The sequence below is a fragment of the Lentzea sp. NPDC051213 genome (assembly GCF_044455585.1).
GTDB lineage: Bacteria > Actinomycetota > Actinomycetes > Mycobacteriales > Pseudonocardiaceae > Lentzea.
In genome coordinates this window covers 353,596-370,823 of the sequence record NZ_JBITEX010000006.1, presented here as the reverse complement: position 1 = coordinate 370,823, position 17,228 = coordinate 353,596, and the positions used below count along the sequence as shown (strand labels likewise).

The window sequence follows — 17,228 nt, the reverse complement described above, 5'->3', positions numbered from 1 at the left end:
CCGATGAAATGGGGGCTCCATTGACAGTCGACAGACGTGAGGTCAGCACCTCGCCCAGTGTCGCGACGGCGGTCACCACACCGTCCCGCGGCCGGGCGCACATCGTGCTGCCCGCGTACAACGAGGCCGCCTCGCTGCCCTCGCTGCTGCGCCGGATCGCCGAGGTGGCGCGCACGGAGCAGGTGATCGCGTGGGTCGTCGACGACGGGTCCTCCGACGGCACCGCCGACGTCGTGGCCGGCGTGGGCGGGCTGGACGTCCGGCTGGTGCGCCACCCGATCAACCTCGGCCTCGGCCAGGCCGTCCAATCAGGACTGACGGCCGCCCTGAACGCCGCCGACGTCGACGACTTCGTGGTCGTCATGGACGCCGACGACACGCACGACCCGGCACTGGTCACCAGGCTGGGTGACGAGATCCTCGCGGGCGCGGACGTCGTGATCTGCTCGCGGTTCGTCGACGGCGGCGACGACAGGACCGCCCCGGCCTTCCGCCGGATGCTGTCGCGCGGCGCGGCCGTGCTGTTCCGCCGGGTGCTCGGGCTGGGCGACGTGCACGACTTCACCAGCGGGTTCCGCGCGTACCGCGTCAGCGTGCTCTCCAGGGCCAGCAAGCACTGGGGCGAGCGGCTCGTCGAGGAACGCGGCTTCGCCTGCATGGTCGAGCTGCTGCTCAAGCTGCGGCACTGCCACCCGGTGATCACCGAGGTCCCGCTGGAGCTGCGCTACGACCGCAAGCGCGGGCCGAGCAAGCTCAAGCTGCGCCGGACGATCGCGCAGTACCTGAAACTGCTGGTGCGCGACCGGCTCACGCCCGCGCCCTACCGGGAGCTGTGAAATGACCACCACCGTGGTGATCGGCGGCGGAATCTGCGGCCTCGCCATCGCCCACCGGCTCGCTCGCGAGGGCGAGGGCAATGACAACGCTGTGACGTTGCTCGAGGGCACCGACCAGCTCGGCGGGCTCGGCACGTTCTTCCCCTGGCGCGACCAGTGGATCGAGCGCTTCTACCACTGCATCATGCCCAGCGACGACGATCTGCTGGCACTGCTGGGAGAGCTCGGCCTGCGCGACGAGGTCCGCTGGGAGAACACGAGCATGGGCATGGTGGTCGACGGCCGCCACTACCCGTTCAACTCGGCCGTCGACCTTCTGCGCTTCACCGCCCTGGGCCTCGTCGACCGGGTGCGGTTCGGCGCCGTCTCTGTGCTGCTGCGCAGGCTCGGCAAGGGCAAGGACCTCGACAACCTCCGCACCGAGGACTGGCTGCGCGGCCTGTACGGCGACAAGGTCTGGCGCGACCTGTTCGCTCCGCTGTTCGGGTCGAAGTTCGGCGCGGCGTTCGGTGACGTGCCCGCGCTGTACCTGTGGCAGCGGCTGGGGCGCGAGAGCAACGTCGCGGTGCGCGGCTACCCGCGCGGCGGCTACAAGACGATCATCGACGCGCTGCACGCTTCCATCGAGGCGAACGGCGGCACCGTGCGCACCTCCACCCCTGTGCGCGTGCTGCGTGCCGCCGGCGCACGGGCGGTGGTGGAGCTCGACGGCGGCGAGACGATCGAGGCGGACCGGGTGGTGTCCACCCTGCCGCTGCCGTCACTGCGGCAGGTCGCCGACGCCGAGCTGACCCCGCTGCTGCCTCAGGTGAATCTGCGGTACCAGGGCGTGGTGAACGCGTTGTTCGTGCTGCGCAAGCCGTTGTCCGGCCACTACTGGACGCCGGTGCTGCGCTCGGGCACCGAGTTCGACGGCGTCGTCGAGATGTCGCCGCTGACCGGTCCCGTCGAGGGACGGCACATCGCGTACGCCATGCGCTACACCGACCGGGAGTCCCCGCTGTTCCAGGAGGACACGGCCGACATCGCGGCACGGTGGACCGAGCAGCTGCTGTCGTTGCACGCCGGGCTGTTGACGGCGGAGGACATCGAGGAGGTGCACGTCTTCCGCGCGCCGTTCGTGGAGCCGGTGTACCCGCTCGGGTACCTCGCCCGGCAACCGCCGGTCGAGGTGGCGGGCACACCGCTGCTCCTCGCCACGACCGCGCACGTCTACCCGTCGGTGACGAGCTGGAACTCCAGCGTGGGACTGGCGAACCGGGTGTCGGAGACCATCTGCCGCACCGCGGCCTCGATGAGCCCGGACGGCGAACCCGTGCCGTAGGGCGACGCGATGCCCGCCAGCCGGGCGCGGTGCCCGCTGACGTCGTCGAGCCACCTGAGCACCTCGGCCCGCATCCTGGGGCCAGGTGGCACGAGCGTGCCGAACGTGCCCTCGATCTCGGGCCGTTCGGTGCTGCGGCGGACCACGACGACGGGCCGCTTCAGCACGCTCACCTCCTCCTGCACGCCGCCGGAGTCGGACACGAGCACCGCGGCCCACCTGGCCAGCGACAGGAAGTCCTTGTAGGACTGGGGTTCGATCACCCGCACGCCGGCCAGCAGCCCGTCGAGGCCGAACGCCGCGACCTGCTTGGCCGTGCGCGGGTGCAGCGGCAACACGACGGGCAACGGCAGCGCGGCCAGGTCGCCGAGGATGGTCTCCAGGTTGTCCCGGCAGTCCACGTTCTCCGGCCGGTGCACGGTCGCGAGCACGTAACCGTCGGCGAGCAGCCCGTGCGATGCGATCAGCTTGCGCGATTCGGCGGCGCTGGGCAGCGCCTCCTCCAACGCCTCCACGACGGTGTTGCCGGTGACCACGATCCGGTCCGCCGCAACGCCTTCGCCGAGCAGGTTGGCGCGGTTGAGGGCCGTCGGCGCGCAGCAGAGATCGGCCAGGTGGTCGATGGCGACCCGGTTGTGCTCCTCGGGCATCGCCCTGTCGTAGCTGCGCAGCCCCGCCTCGACGTGGACCAGCGGCACGTCGTTGGCGTTGGCGGCCAGCGCACCGGCGAGCGCGGACGTGGTGTCGCCCTGCACTATCACCACATCGGGTGGTTCTTGGGCGAAGTGGGCGTCCAGTGCCGCCACGGCGTTGCCGAGCTGGCTGCCCCGCCGTCCACCGCCCAGCCCCAGCTCGTGGAAACTCCCCGGTTCCGCGATGTCCGCGCGAATGCGCGAGTACATCGACCGGTCGTAATGCTGTCCTGTGTAGACAACGGCGGCGGCTTGGCCGAACCGCCGGATGAGCGGCGCGAGCTTGATCAGTTCGGGTCGCGTGCCGCACACCATGGTGATGGCGCCTTTTCTCACCGGCCGCACCTTAGGGCCGCGCCCGGCTTTTCCCGTGGCGCGTCAGTCGATCGGGTGAGGCTTTGCGCCGGTGCCCCTGAATCCGTTGTGCGTCAACTAATGTTCGCCGGTGATCAAGAGACCCGCTGCGGTGATCATGGCCGTGATCACCGCCACCGCCCTCACCGCGTCGTCGCACGCCGCCGCCGTGCCGGCCCTGCCTGATCTGCGACAGGCTCCCGTCGGTTGTCCCGGCGGTTACAGCAAGGACGCGAGCAGGTGCGACGCCTGGGACGTCTGCATGGTGAGCGACCCGTCGGCGCCCGGTGGCCCGTGCGTGACCGAAGGCGACATCAAGGCCGTCCGGCTGAGGTTCACCACCTCGGTGGACAACATCGGCGACGGACCGTTCCTCGTCCACGCCCGCCGCGACAGCACCGCCCAGCCCCACATGACCGTCCGGCAGGCCGTCCAGTCCGATGTGGACGGCCCGATCCCGATGACGTTCGGCGAATCCCAGCACCACACCTCGTCCTGGGCCTACTACGAGCCGACCACGAGCCACGAGCACTGGCACCTGATGGGCTTCGAGTACTTCCAGCTGCGCACCCCGACGGGCGAGACCGTCGTGACAGACCGCAAGAACGGCTTCTGCCTGGGTGACCGCTACACCAACGTCGACGCCAAGGCCCTCGCTCACCGCCCCGGCGACAACACGACGTTCACCGGCCAGCTGGCGGAGAAGCTCGACGGCCACAGGTGCGGGCACCACACCCCCGACGCGCTAGAGGCCTTCTTCGGCATCTCGGTCGGCGAGGGCGACGACTACAAGTTCACCGTCGACTTCCAGTGGCTCGACATCACCCAGGTGCGGTCCGGGACCTACGACGTCGTCACCGTCGCCAACCCCGACCGCGCCCTGCTGGAGAAGAACTACGACAACAACGCGGCGTCGATGGCGATCAAGGTCCAGTGGCCGGACGGCGCCGCGCAGGCGCCCGCCCAGATCACCGCACCGCCCAGGGTGACCCTGTTGCGCGGGTGTCCCGGCAGGATCAACTGCGCGAATGCGCCCTGGAGCTGATCCCCGCATCCCTCCCCGAGCACGTGGCCCGGGGAGGGTGGTGTGGCGTGTGCAAGTACCACCAACCCAAGATCATCGAGCACTTTCCTACTACCAACCGGCCCGCGCAGCGCCATCCGCGCAGCAGTTGGTAGTAGTTCAGGGCGGTTCGATCAGGAGTTGGTGGTACTTGCAGACGCCCAGGAGCAGGAGCGCGTCAGCCGCTGTACTCCGGCTCCTTCCGCGAGTGGAAACCCCTGCGGTACCAGACGAGCGGGTCGGGTGCCTCCTCGCTGAACCGCACCGCGCACAGCCTGCCGATGAGCAGGTCGTGGTCACCGGCCACGATCACGTCGGCCACCTCGCACCGCAGCGCCACGACCGCGCTGGGCAGCACCGGCAACGCCGTGCCGGGCCAGGTGACGAGTCCCGTGCCGGCGAACCTGTCCACGTCCTTGGTCGCGAACCTGCGCGCGACCTCGCCGTCGGACTCCCCCAGCACGTTGATCACGAACTCCGTGGCCGAGGTGAGTGCCTCGTGGCAGCTCGACGTGTGGCCGATGCCCACCAGCACGAGCGGTGGGCTCATCGACACCGAGGTCACCGCGCTCGCGGTGAACCCCCATCGGCGGCCGGTGCCGTCGGTCGTGGTGACCACCGCGATCGGTGCCGCCACCAGGGACATCGCCTCGCGGAACGTGTGTTCGTCGATGAGTTCGTCCTGCGTTGTCAAGAGTTCCTCCCCCTCCGGCGGCACCGGGTGGTTACTTGGGCGCGGTGGCGGCCTGCGCGGCCTCACGGGCCTGGGCCGAGAAGCCGCCGCGGTTCTCGGCGACCCAGCGCTGGGAGGCGCGGGGGCCGTCGAGGGCGCCGTTGAACTCGGGCACCACGTAGCGGGAAAGCAGCTCGAAGCTGCGCTTGACGTTCTCGCGCGACGCCCAGTCGTGGGTGTTGACCAGCAGCGTGCCGAAGCCGCCGCTCTCGTCGAGCTTGCGCTGGATGGCCTCGACGGCCTCCTCCGGCGAGCCGATGATCACCGAACCGGACTCCAGCGCGGCGTCGGCCTCCATGCCCGCGGGCAGCGTCGCCGGCGCGCCGAACGTGTCGCGCACGTACTCCTGGTACCACCGGCTCATGCCGCCACGCACCTGGTCGAGCGCCTCCTTCTTGCTCTCCGCGATGTGCACGCAGACGGTGACGCGCCAGTCCTTGCGGTCGACGGTCTGGCCGTGCTTGGCGGCCTCGTCCTCGGCCGCGGCCCACAGCTCGGCGAGCGGCGGGTCCTGCATGCCGGGACGGCCAGCGAACGTCAGTGCCTGCAGGCCGTACTTGCCTGCCAGGCGCATGCCGCGCTCGGAACCCGCGCTCGCCACGACCATGTCGAGGTCCTGGCCCGGGTACGGGCGCAGCTGCAGCGTCGCGTCACGCAGCTCGAACCAGTCGGTCTTGCTCGTCACCGGTTCCGTGCCCTTGATCAGCCCGACCAGCGCGTCCAGCGACTCGGCCATCATGCGGCGCTGGTCGCTCGGCGCGATGCCCATCATCGAGGCGTCGGCCGGCGACACACCCGCGCCCATGCCGAACATCGCCCGGCCGCGGCTCTGGTGGTGCAGCTGCACGATGCGGCCGGCCGCGGTGAGCGGGTGGTGGTAGGGCAGGCTGACGACGCCGGTGCCCAGCTTGATCTGGCGGGTGCGCTCGGCCGCCGCGGCGAGGAACAGCTCGGGAGAGCTGATCAGCGACCAACCGCCGGAGTGGTGCTCACCGACCCACGCCTCGTCGATACCGAGCACGTCCAGCCACTCGATGAGCTCCATGTTGCGCCAGAAGGTGGCCGCCGGGTTCTCCCCCAGGCCGTGGAACGGTGCCATGAACGCGCCGAACTTGAGATTCATCGAATTCGTCCTTGTCGTGTTGGTGTGAAAGCCAATTCGGTCGAGCCCGGCCGGGCCGGGGGCCGAGCACGCCCCCGGCCCGGGGAGTCAGGCCCGGTCGAGCGCGACCGCCAGCTCGGCGACACCGGGTCGCTTCACCACGGAGTAGTGATCACCGGCAACGTCGATCTGCTCCACGCCATCGCACAGCGCGAGCCACTTCTGAGTCGTCTCAACGGTTGCGCCGTCCTCGGCACGCACGAGCAGCACCTGGCTCCGGACCGGGCGGGGTGCGTGCGTTGCCAGGGCACGGCAGTTGCGGGTGAAGCGGTCGACGATGCTGCCCAGCGTCGCGAGGTCGATGTCGGGCGAGAGCACGCCCGCCTCGATCGCCCCGGCGTGCAGCGTCTCGAGCGGCGACTCGACGCGGAACACGTCAGCTGAGGGCTTCCAGTCCGAGTCGACGAGACCGGACAGGTCGCTCGCGAACCACGCCAGCAGCGCCGCCTCGTCGAACTCGGCGGCAGCCGGGCCGGGCGGCTCCAGCAGGTCCACCGCGGCCACGAGCTCCACGGCCCGGCCGGATTCCTCCAGCTGTGCGGCCATCTCCAGCGCGATCACGCCGCCCATCGACCAGCCACCGATCCGGATAGGCCCGTCGACGGGGATCGCCTCGATGTACTGCGCCGCCAGTGCGGGGATCGTGTCCGGTGCGTCGTCGGGCACCTGCAACCCGTAGAACGGCTGATCCTCACCCAGTGCGGCAGCGAGATTCGCGTAGCAGAGCACGTCGCCACCGACCGGGTGCACGAAGAACAACGGCGTGCGTGAGCCGTCCGTGCGGATCGGCACCAGCGCCGACCGGCCGACGTTCCCGTTCTGCCGCAGCACCTCGGCGAGGCGCTCGATCGTCGAGTTGTCGAACAGCGTTGCCAGCGGCAGGGAAATGCCGGTCGTGGCACGGATCCGCGCCATCAGCCGGACCGCCAGCAGCGAGTCGCCACCGAGGACGAAGAAGTCCGAGGTGACGGTGATCTTGCTGCCGGAGAAGAAGTCCTCCCAGATGCCGGCGATCAGCCGTTCGATCTCGTCGCGCGGAGCGACTCCCTCGCCGGATGCGCCGTAGCTCTCCGGCGCGGGCAGCGTCGTGCGGTCGACCTTCCCGTTGGCGGTCAACGGAAGTTCGTCGAGCACCAGGACGTGCGGTGGGACGAGGTACTCGGGCAGTTCCTCGCGGAGAATTCCCCGCAGTTCGGCACCCGAGAGCTCGAAGCCCGGCTCCGCGACGACGTACCCGACGAGCCGCTTCGGCCCCTGCCGGTCACCGATCGCGGCTACCACGGAGGCACGAACGCCCGGACACCGCGACAGCGCCACCTCGATCTCGCCGAGTTCGACGCGGTAGCCGTTCACCTTGACCTGGAAGTCCTCCCTGCCGAGGAACTCGATGGTGCCGTCAGGCAGGTACCGGCCAAGGTCACCCGTGCGGTAGAGGCGTTCCCCGGTCTGGGGGTGCGTCACGAACGACGCCGCGGTCTTCTGCTCGTCGCCGAGATAGCCGCGGGCGAGGCCGGCACCGGCGATGTGGAGATGACCGGGCACCCACGTGGGGCACGGCCGCATCGCGTCGTCGAGCACGTGGAACCGCTGGTTCCGCATCGGCTTGCCGTACGGGATGCTCGGCGCCGACAGGTCCACCTCGCCGATCGGGTGCAGGATCGACCAGATCGACGCCTCGGTGGCGCCGCCGAGGCTGTAGAGATCGGCATCCGGCACCAGCTTGCGGATGCGGTCCGGCAGCGGCACCGGGATCCAGTCGCCGCTCATCATCACGACGCGGATCGGCAACGGGGTACCGGGTTCCGTCGCCTCGACGAACATCTCCATCAACGCGGGCACGGTGTTCCACACGGTGACGCCGTGCTCGGCGACCAGCTCTGCCCAATGGCGCGGCTCGCGGGCCAGGCCGACCTCGGGCAGGACGATCGCGCCACCCGCCGTCAGCAGACCGAAGACGTCGTAGACGGACAGGTCGAAGTTCAACGCCGACAGGGCGAGCACGCGGTCGTTCTCGGTGATGCCGAACCGGTCGTTGACGTCGTGGATCGTGTTCAACGCGCCGCGGTGCTCGATCGCCACGCCTTTCGGCACCCCGGTGGATCCGGAGGTGTAGATGACGTAGGCGAGGTCCTCCGGCGAACGGTCCGCGGGTGCGACAGGCCCGGCGGGCAGAGCACCGATCTCGGCACCGTCCACAGCGGACACCGACAGACCCTCGGGCCAGGTGACGCGGTCGAGCAGACGTTCCTGGGTCAGCGCGACGGTGATGCCCGCGTTGCCGCACAACAGGTTCAGCCGCTCGGCCGGGACGTTCGCGTCGATCGGGACGTACACCCCGCCTGCCTTGAGCACGCCGAGCACACCGGCGATCTGCTCCCAGCCGGTCTCCATCACGACGGCCACGAGCGAACCGGGCGTGAGACCGGTCAGCTGACGCGCGACCTGGTTCGAGATTCCGTCGAGCTCCGCGTAGGTGAGGGTGCGGGCACCGGACACCACGGCGACGCGGTCACCGTCGGACGCGGCCCGAGCCAGGAAACCCTCGTGCAGCAGGCCTTCCGGCAGAGGTCCGTCCGTCGCGTTCGCTTCGTCGCGCAGCGCGAGGTCCGCGGCCGGCACCAGCATCGGCGCCTGCCGGCCCCACGCCTGCTCGTCGTCGCACAGCTCGCGCAGCACGCCGTCGTACACGGCGAACATCGTGTCGATCATCCCCTCGGGGAAGATCTCGTCGACGACGTCCCAGTTGACGACCAGCGCGCCCTCGTCCTCCACGACCTGGTGGTCGAGCCACACCTGCGGGGTCCGGATGGAGCTGGACACCTCGCGGCCGCCCTCGCCCATCGTGGTCAGGTGCTCGACGAACCCGGTCGCGGCGGCCGCCTCCTCCTGCGAGGCGAAGTTGACGGTGCTGGCGAAGACGATCGGCATCGTCGTGCGCGCCGACGCGCCGCGCACCCGGCTGAACTCCCGCAGCACCTGCACGCCGCTGACGTGGCTGTGCTCCAGGTCGGTCCACAGCTGGTTCTGCAGCCGCTCGGCCCGCTGGGCGAACGGCACCTCGACCGCGCTGTCGACCTCCAGCAGCGTGGTGGCGCTGAAGTTGCCGACGACCTCGCCGACCTTCTCGTGCAACGGCAGGCGGTTGAAGAACAGCACGTTCAGCGTGAACTTGCTCGACCGGCTCCACGCCGCGATCACCTGCGAGTAGGCGGTGCCGAGCGCGGCGGACGGGGTCACGCCCGCGGCCGCGGCGGAGCGCTTGAACCGCGCCCACGCGTCCGCGTCGATGGTCAGCGTGCGGTGCGAGAACTGCGAGCGCGCGATGGTCGCCGGGTTCACCGCGACCGGCAGGTCGGGTGCGGACGGCATCGTCGCGACCCGCTCGCGCCAGTAGTCGAGCGAGCGCGTGTGCAGCTCGCCGCCCTCCATCGACCGCATCGCCAGCACGTAGTCGCGGTAGGACAGCGCGATCTCGGGCAGGTTGCGCTCGCCGCGGTAGACCATCGCCCACTCCTGGAACACCACGGAGGTGCTCCAGGCGTCCATGATCATCGCGTCGAGTCCGATGTGGAGCCTCGTGCGCTTGTCGTCGAGAACCGACGCCCTGATGTCGAACAGCGGCCAGACGCCCGCGTCGAACACCTGGTCGCGCATCTCGACGTGGACTTCTTCGAGTACGCGTTCCTGGTCGTCGTGACCGCGCAGGTCGAGCGAGCGGATCTCGTACGCGGGCACCTCGGGGAGCACGCGCTGGTACCCGTCCGGGGTGACGACGGCACGCAGCATGTCGTGCCGCGCGATGATCTCGTTCCACGCCACACCGAGCCGGTCGAGCTCGACGCCGTCCAGCTCCACCTCGATGAAGAAGTACGTGGAGACCTGCCCCAGCGGGAACGCGTCCGAGCGGCCCACGAGGTAGGCCTGCTGGAGGTCGGTCAGCGGGAACGGGTCGTGGCGGCCGGCCGGGTCGGGCACGATCTCGGGCAGCAGGCTGGTGCTGGTGCCTTCTTCCAGCGCGGCCTCGACGAACTCGGCCAGTGCGAGCACGCCACGGGACTCCATGAACGCCACCAGCGGCAGCGTCACGCCGAGCCTGGCCGAGAGCGCGTCCTTGACCTCCAGCGCCATCAACGAGTCGAGGCCCAGGTTCTGCAACGGCTCGTGGACGTCGACCTCGGCGGAACGGGCACCGAGCGCCTTGGCCACGGCGCCGGTCACCAGCTCCAGCACCTTCTCCCGCCGCACGGCCGGATCAGTGGGAAGCTCGACCAGCCCGCCCGACGGCTGCGGCGGGGCCGAGGCCGTGCGAGTGGGTGCGGAGGTCCGCAGCACCAGGTCGCGGTCCGCGCGCTTGAGGCACACGCCGGCCGACTCGACGACCGCGTTGCCGTCGCCGTCCTCCAGCCGCACGTCGGCGAACAGCGTCGACGTCGAGCCCGGCACCGCCGACACCTTGGCGTGGCAGAACAACGGCCCGTCGACCTGCAGGTCGTGGAACGTCAGCCGGTCGATGCCGACGATCGCGAAGACCGCGTCCTCAGGGGTGTCGTCGGGCAGGGCCGAGAACACGACCTGGAACATCGCGTCCGTCAGGCCGGGGTGCAGCAGGTAGCCGCGCTCGCCGTCGACCGGCGGCCGCATGCGGGCGATCGCCTCGCTGTCGGCACGCCAGACGTGCTCGACCCAGCGCGCCGAGTCGCCGAGCGTGAGGTCGCGGTTCGCCATGTTCTCGTAGAACTCGGCACCGGTCAGCTCGCGCGGGAACCGCGAAACGTCGGTGCGCGCGGTACCGATCCGAGGCGAGAGAGTCGCGTCGCAGTGGACCTTGCCCTGCGTGTGCGCCCGCCAGTCGCCGTCGATCTGCTGGGCGTAGTAGCGGAAGAACTTCGTATCACCGTCATGGTCGGTGAAGTGCAGCTGCGCCGTCGTGCCCGTCGCGGGGTCGATGACGAGGCTCTGCAGCACCAGGCCGTCCTCGACGACGAACGCACCCTCGTGGCCGAGCTCGCGCATGCCGCGGAAGACCGACTCGAGGTAGACGCCGATGTTGATGATCGTCAGGTCGCCGAGCACGCAGTCGCCGAGACACGGGTGGTGCGTGACGCTCAGCTTGGACTCGAACTGCACGAGGTCGAGCGGTGACTCGACCCGATGGCCCAGCAACGTTTTCGCGGTGCGAGTGGGGCGCGAGACCGCGGTGCTCGCCTCGAACCAGTGGTGCCTGCGCTGGAACGGGTAAAGCGGCAGCTCGGCCCTGGCACCCGGAGCGATCCCGGGCCAGTCCAGTTCGTACCCGCGCACGTACAGGGCGGCGGCCGAGTCGAGCAGGACCCGGCGGTCGTCGTGGTGCTGGCGCAACGACGGCAGGAAGCACAGCTCGTCGTCACCGGTGGGCGCGAACCTCTTCGCCATGCCGAGCAACGTCGGCGCCGGGCCGATCTCGACGAACCGGCGATACCCCTTGCCGAACAACGTGGTCATGCCGTCCAGGAACCGCACGGGCCGGCGGACGTGCTCGCGCCAGTACCCGGCGGAGAACTCGTCCACCTGCTGACCGGTGACGTTGGAGATCACCGGGATGCGCGGCGGCTGGAAGGAGATCGACGCGGCCTCGCGCTCGAACTCGTCCAGCATCGGGTCGACCAGCGGCGAGTGGAACGCCCGCGACACGGTCATCCGCTTGGACTTCACACCTTGCGCGGTCAGCGCGGCGAGGAACCGGTCGAGCTCCTCCTCAGCGCCGGACACGACGATGCTCTGCGGTCCGTTGACCGCCGCGATCGCCAGGTCTGCGAACGGCTCCAGGGCGCGCTCGACGACGTCCGCCTCCGCGAACACCGCCGCCATCGTTCCCGGTCCGCAAAGTTCGTGCATCAACTGTCCACGACGGACGGTCAGCCGTAATGCGTCGTCCAGGCTCATCACGCCGGCCACGCAGACCGCGACCAGCTCGCCGACGCTGTGCCCGACGACGGCGGCGGGCTCGACGCCCCACGACCGCCACAGCTCGGCCAGCGCGTACTCGACCGCGAACAGCACGGGCTGCGTGAACTGGGTCTCGTGGACCAGTCCGGCGTCCTGGGGCTTCGGGTTGATCAGGCTGTGCAGCGTGCGGCCGAGCAGCGGTTCGGCGATCTCGTCGCACCGGTCGAACGCCGCGCGGAAGACCGGTTCGTCCGCATACAGCGCGCGGCCCATGCCGGGGTACTGCGCGCCCTGACCGGTGAACAGGAACACGACCTCCGGTGCCGCGCCGGGCAGCACGTGCCCCTGCCGCACCGCGGCCGGGAGCTCGGTGGCCTCGGCCGTCTCCACCAGCAGCTCGCGCATCTCGGCGGGCGACGAGGCGACGACGGTGAGGCGGTGCGAGAAGTGGCTGCGGCCCGCGCCCGCCGTGGCGCAGATGTCCGGCAGCTCGTCCTCCGCGGCGGCCTCCAGCCTGTCGGCGTAGCGGGCGGCGAGGTCCGCGAGGGCCGCGGGGTTCTTGGCGGACAACGCGAGCAGGGACGCCTTCGTCGCCTCGGTCCTGGGCTCGCGGACGGGCAGCGGCGCCTCCTCCAGCACCACGTGCACGTTGGTACCGCTCGCGCCGAACGAGCTGATGCCCGCGAACCGCGGCTGCTCGCCGCGCGGCCACGGCGTGACCTCGGTGGGCACCCGCAGCGGCAGCTCCTCGATGCCGATCTCCGGGTTGATCTCCTTCAGGTGCAGGTGCGGCGGGATCTCCTCGTGCCGCAACGACTGCACGACCTTGATGAGCCCGGCCACGCCCGCGGCCGGTTCCAGGTGACCGATGTTGGTCTTGACCGAGCCGACCGGGACCAGGTCGTCCGCGGATCGCTTGCCCAGCACCGCGCCCAGCGCGCGCAGCTCGATCGGGTCGCCGAGCGGCGTGCCCGTGCCGTGCGCCTCGACGTAGCCGATCTGGTCGGCCTCTACGCCCGCGTTGCGCAGTGCCTGCCGGATGACGTCCTGCTGCGCCACCGGGTTCGGCACGGTGATGCCGCTGCTGCGGCCGTCCTGGTTGATCGCGGAGCCGCGGATGACGGCGAGCACGTTGTCGCCGGCGGCCAGCGCGTCGGACAGGCGCTTGAGCACCACGACACCGCAGCCCTCACCGCGCACGTAGCCGTTGGCCGAGGCGTCGAACGTCTTGCAGTAGCCGTCCGGCGCGAGCATCCTCGCCTTGGACAGCACGACGTAGGACTCCGGCGACAGCAGGATGTTCACACCGCCGGCGAGCGCGGCGTCGCACTCGCCGGAGCGCAGGCTCTGGCTCGCGAGGTGCACGCCGACCAGCGACGACGAGCACGCGGTGTCGACCGAGATGCTCGGGCCGTTGAGCCCCAGCCAGTACGACAGCCTGCCCGCGGCGAACGGGGCCGCGCGGCTCGTGACGAGGTAGGTGTCGAGGTCGGCCGGGTCGATCTCCTGCAGCTGCACCTGGTTGTAGTCGTGGTTGGTGACGCCGAGGAAGACGCCGACGTTGCTCTCGCCCTGGCCGGTGCTGATACCCGCGTGTTCCAGGGCCTCCCAGCCGACCTCCAGCAGCAGGCGCTGCTGCGGGTCGAGCGTGGCCGCCTCGCGCGGTGAGATGCCGAAGAACGGCGCGTCGAACTGGTCGATGCCGGGCAGGAACCCGCCCTTGTTGACATAGGTCTTGCCCGGGTTCTCCTGCGACGGGTCGTAGAAGTGGTCGACGTCCCACCGTGATTCGGGCACGTCGGAGATGCCGTCGCCGCCCGAGCGGAGGAACTGCCAGAACTGTTCGGGATCGCTGGCGCCGCCGGGCATGCGACAGGCCATGCCGACGATGGCGATCGCGTCGTCATCAGCCTGCTTGCGCACGGCGTCGAGCTCGGCGCGGAGCCGGCGGATCTCCAGCACGCTCTTCGCGAGCAGCTGGCGTGAGTCGGCGGACTCGGTCATCGGATGCTCCCTGTGGTGCCGGTGGTGGTGCCGAGCTCGTCGGCGAGGACGGCGAGGAGCTCGTCCTCCGTCAGGTCGTCGATGTCCGACGGCGGCGCGGCGGACGGGGACTCGCCGCTCAGGCGGGCGAGGAGGTACTTGGTCAGCTGCATGACGCTCGGGTGCTCGAACATCACCGCGGCCGGCAGCTTGAGATCCAGCGCGGCCTCGGCGCGCTGGCGGGCCTTGCGCGCCACCAGCGAGTCCATGCCCATCTGGAAGAACCCGGTGTTCGGGTCGATCCGGGCGCGGTCCATCTCCAGCAGTTCGGCGACGGTGTCCAGCACGAACGCGAAAACGTCCTCCTCGGTCGCGGCCGGGGGTTCTGGGCTCCGCTGCTGGACGATCGTGATCTCCTGCGCCGGAGCCGACCCGCTCACCGACGGCGCGGTGGGCGCGGTGCTGGTGAACCAGTACCGCTCGCGCTGCCAGGCGTACAGGGGCAGGGCAACCACAGAACCGCTGTCCGAATTGGACAGTGACACGTCGAACCCGTGTGCGTGCAGCGAGCCGAGGCTCTCCAGCGAGGCCAGGTCCTCCGGCTCGTCGCGGCGCATCGACGGCAGCGCGAGACCGGTCACGCCGGCCTGCTCGAACGCCTCCTCCACCGAGTTCAGCACCACCGGGTGCGGGCCGAGCTCCAGGAACACGCCGTGCTTGTCGTCGACGAGCTGCCGGATGGCGTTCCAGAACAGCACCGGCTGGCGCAGGTTGCGGAACCAGTGCTCCGCGCGGAGCTCCTCACCGTTCAGACGGCCGCCCGTGACGGTGGAGAAGAGCGGGACGTGTGCCGCGGCGGGCCTGATGTCCGCCAGGCCGGCCAGCAGTTCGTCGCGCAGTGCGTCCAGCTGCGGGCTGTGGCCGGCGACGTCGGACTTCATCGGGCGGCAGAACACGTTGCGCGCCTTGAGCTCCTCGGCGAGCGCGTCGAGCGTGGCCGGGTCACCGGAGAGCACGGTGGACGCCGGGCTGTTGCTGACGGCCACGGAGACGAGGCCCTCGTGCCCGGCGACGAGCGCGGTGGCCTCCTCGATCGGCAGCGCCACGACGAGCATCGCGCCCTTGCCGCTCAGCGTGCGCAGCAACGTGCTGCGCAGGCTCACGATCCTGGCCGCGTCGTCCAGGCTGAGGGCGCCCGAGATGTGCGCGGCGGCGACCTCGCCCAGGCTGTGGCCGACGACCGCGTCCGGCTCGATCCCCAGCGCACGCCAGCGCGCGGCGAGACCGACGGTGACGGCGAAGAGCGCCGGCTGCGTGAGGTCGATCCGGTCGGCGAGCTCGGCCGCGTCGACCCTGAGGATCTCGTCGACGACGGACTTGCCGCCCTGGTAGGGCTTCAGCGCCTCGTCGCATTCCAGCACCGCGGTGCGGAACGCGTCGCAGCGGGCCATCAGCTCGTGGCCCATGCCGGGGCGTTGCGCGCCCTGACCTGGGCAGACGAACACGATGCCGCTCTCGACCGGTGCCGCGGTGTTGCCCGTCACGATGCCGGGACCGCCGGCACCGTCGAGCCACGACGTGAGCCGGTCCGCCGCGCCCGCCGCGTCCTGCGCCACCACGACGAGCCGGTGCTCGTGCTGGGTCCGGCGGTGGGTCGCGGTGTGGGCGATGTCGCCCAACGAACCCGGCTCGGCGGCGAGGAAGTCGCGGTACGCGGCCACCATCGGCACCAGCGCCTCCGCGCTGCGGGCCGTGATCGGCAGGATCTGGTGAGCAGCGGAGTCCTCTGTGGACTCGGTGACGGGCGGAGGTCCGAGCACGACGTGTGCGTTGGTGCCGCCCGCGCCGAACGCGCTCACCGCACCGTGGCGGTGCTCGTCGGGCACGTCCCAGTCCCGGAGTTCGCCGGAGATGAAGAGCCTGGTGCCGTCGATCTCGATGTGCGGGTTGAGCTGGTTCATCCGGTGCGGCGCGATCTCGCGGTGGTGGATGCTCAGCACGACCTTGAGCAGACCGGTGATGCCGGCGGCCGCCTCCAGGTGACCGACGTTGGTCTTGATCGAGCCGAGCGCGCAGGCGTTCTCCGCCTGCTTGCCGTAGACCGAGGTCAGCGCCTCGACCTCGATCGGGTCGCCCAGCGCCGTGCCGGTGCCGTGCGCCTCCAGCAGCGTCACCTGCTCGGGGGCGACACCGCCGTTGCGCAGCGCGGCTTCGAAGACCCTGCGCTGGGCCAGGCCGTTCGGCGCGGTCATGCCGTTGGTCAGGCCGTCCTGGTTGGTGGCCGTTCCCTTGATCACCGCCCACACCCGGTCGCCCGCGGCGACCGCGTCGGACAGCCGCTTCAGCACGATCACGGCGACGCCCTCGCCGCGGGTGTAGCCGTCCGCGGCGGCGTCGAAGGTCTTGCACCGTCCGTCGGGCGCGAGCGGGAGTCCCTTGGCGTGGGCCATGGTCGTCATCGGCGAGAGGATCATGTTCGTGCCGCCGACGACGGCCATCGCGCTCTCCTGGGCCCGCAGGCTCTGCACGGCCAGGTGCACGGCGACCAGCGAGGACGAGCAGGCCGTGTCGACGACCAGGCTCGGCCCGCGGAAGTCGAACAGGTAGGACAACCGGTTGGGGATGATGCTGTTCGAGCCACCACCGGTCGTGTACATGTGCAGCGACTCGGGGTCGGCGAGCTGCATCTGGAAGTAGTCGGTGTTGTTCGCACCGACGAACACACCGGTCTCACTACCCAGCAGGGATTCGCGGGTCTGCCCGGCGTCCTCCATCGCCTCCCACGCGACCTCGAGGAACAGCCGCTGCTGCGGGTCCATCCTGGCGGCCTCCTTCGGCGAGATGCCGAAGAAGTACGGGTCGAAGCCCTCGACGTCGTCCACGAAGGCGCCCTGCCGGAACGACATCCGGCCGACGGTCTCCGGGTTCGGGTCGTAGAACGCGTCGGCGTCCCAGCGCGACGGCGGTACCGGCGCGATCGTGTCGACGGCGTCGCGCACCAGCTGCCACAGCTCTTCCGGGGAGTTGGCCCCGCCCGGCAACCGGCAGCCGATGCCGACGATCGCGATGGGCTCCCGCTTGGCCGACTCCAGCGCGTCGACCTTGTCCCGCAGCCGGCGGATCGCCTGCAGCGTCGTCGTTGTGTTGTCCCCCATG

At 70.4% G+C, this 17,228-nt stretch carries 8 protein-coding genes; 3 read left to right on the top strand and 5 right to left on the bottom strand.

Annotated elements, in window-relative coordinates:
- The first annotated feature begins 20 nt into the window (after window positions 1-20).
- The gene (locus ACIA8G_RS27545) at window positions 21-836 is read left to right on the top strand and encodes a glycosyltransferase (RefSeq protein WP_396421557.1); all 816 of its coding nucleotides are present in this window, start codon (window positions 21-23) and stop codon (window positions 834-836) included.
- Between the two features lies 1 nt (window position 837).
- Complete coding sequence (locus ACIA8G_RS27540; protein WP_396421556.1) at window positions 838-2,160, top strand: FAD-dependent oxidoreductase; 1,323 nt, start codon at window positions 838-840, stop codon at window positions 2,158-2,160.
- On the opposite strand, the gene wecB is transcribed toward ACIA8G_RS27540, so the two are convergent.
- Complete coding sequence (wecB, locus tag ACIA8G_RS27535; RefSeq protein WP_396421555.1) at window positions 2,049-3,188, bottom strand: non-hydrolyzing UDP-N-acetylglucosamine 2-epimerase; 1,140 nt, start codon at window positions 3,186-3,188, stop codon at window positions 2,049-2,051. The genes ACIA8G_RS27540 and wecB overlap by 112 nt on opposite strands.
- Window positions 3,189-3,297: 109 nt before the next feature.
- On the opposite strand from wecB, the gene ACIA8G_RS27530 reads away from it, so the two are divergent.
- Window positions 3,298-4,251: a lysyl oxidase family protein gene (locus ACIA8G_RS27530; protein ID WP_396421554.1), complete on the top strand. Its 954-nt coding sequence runs from the start codon at window positions 3,298-3,300 to the stop codon at window positions 4,249-4,251.
- A gap of 196 nt (window positions 4,252-4,447) precedes the next feature.
- Here ACIA8G_RS27530 and ACIA8G_RS27525 read toward each other — a convergent pair whose 3' ends face one another.
- From ACIA8G_RS27525 to ACIA8G_RS27510, 4 genes are all read right to left on the bottom strand, one after another.
- Entirely contained in the window at window positions 4,448-4,963 is a 516-nt protein-coding gene (locus ACIA8G_RS27525) for a flavin reductase family protein (protein WP_396421553.1), read from the bottom strand.
- A 31-nt stretch (window positions 4,964-4,994) separates the two neighbouring features.
- Window positions 4,995-6,125 carry an LLM class flavin-dependent oxidoreductase gene (locus ACIA8G_RS27520; protein WP_396421552.1) on the bottom strand — a complete coding sequence of 377 codons (1,131 nt, stop codon included), beginning with the start codon at window positions 6,123-6,125 and terminating at the stop codon, window positions 4,995-4,997.
- Window positions 6,126-6,212: 87 nt separating this feature from the next.
- Window positions 6,213-14,093, bottom strand: a complete 7,881-nt coding sequence (locus ACIA8G_RS27515; RefSeq protein ID WP_396421551.1) for an amino acid adenylation domain-containing protein — start codon at window positions 14,091-14,093, stop codon at window positions 6,213-6,215.
- Window positions 14,090-17,227, bottom strand: coding sequence for a type I polyketide synthase (locus ACIA8G_RS27510; protein ID WP_396421550.1), 3,138 nt, complete (start codon window positions 17,225-17,227; stop codon window positions 14,090-14,092). The genes ACIA8G_RS27515 and ACIA8G_RS27510 overlap by 4 nt, the downstream gene beginning before the upstream one ends.
- Between the last annotated feature and the right edge of the window lies 1 nt (window position 17,228).

What these genes read in the sequence shown, in the direction of transcription:
- ACIA8G_RS27510 (WP_396421550.1), bottom strand. Translation starts at nt 17,227, where the DNA reads ATGGGGGACAACACAACGACGACGCTGCAGGCGATCCGCCGGCTGCGG.
- ACIA8G_RS27540 (WP_396421556.1), top strand. Translation starts at nt 838, where the DNA reads ATGACCACCACCGTGGTGATCGGCGGCGGAATCTGCGGCCTCGCCATC.
- ACIA8G_RS27520 (WP_396421552.1), bottom strand. Translation starts at nt 6,125, where the DNA reads ATGAATCTCAAGTTCGGCGCGTTCATGGCACCGTTCCACGGCCTGGGG.
- ACIA8G_RS27515 (WP_396421551.1), bottom strand. Translation starts at nt 14,093, where the DNA reads ATGACCGAGTCCGCCGACTCACGCCAGCTGCTCGCGAAGAGCGTGCTG.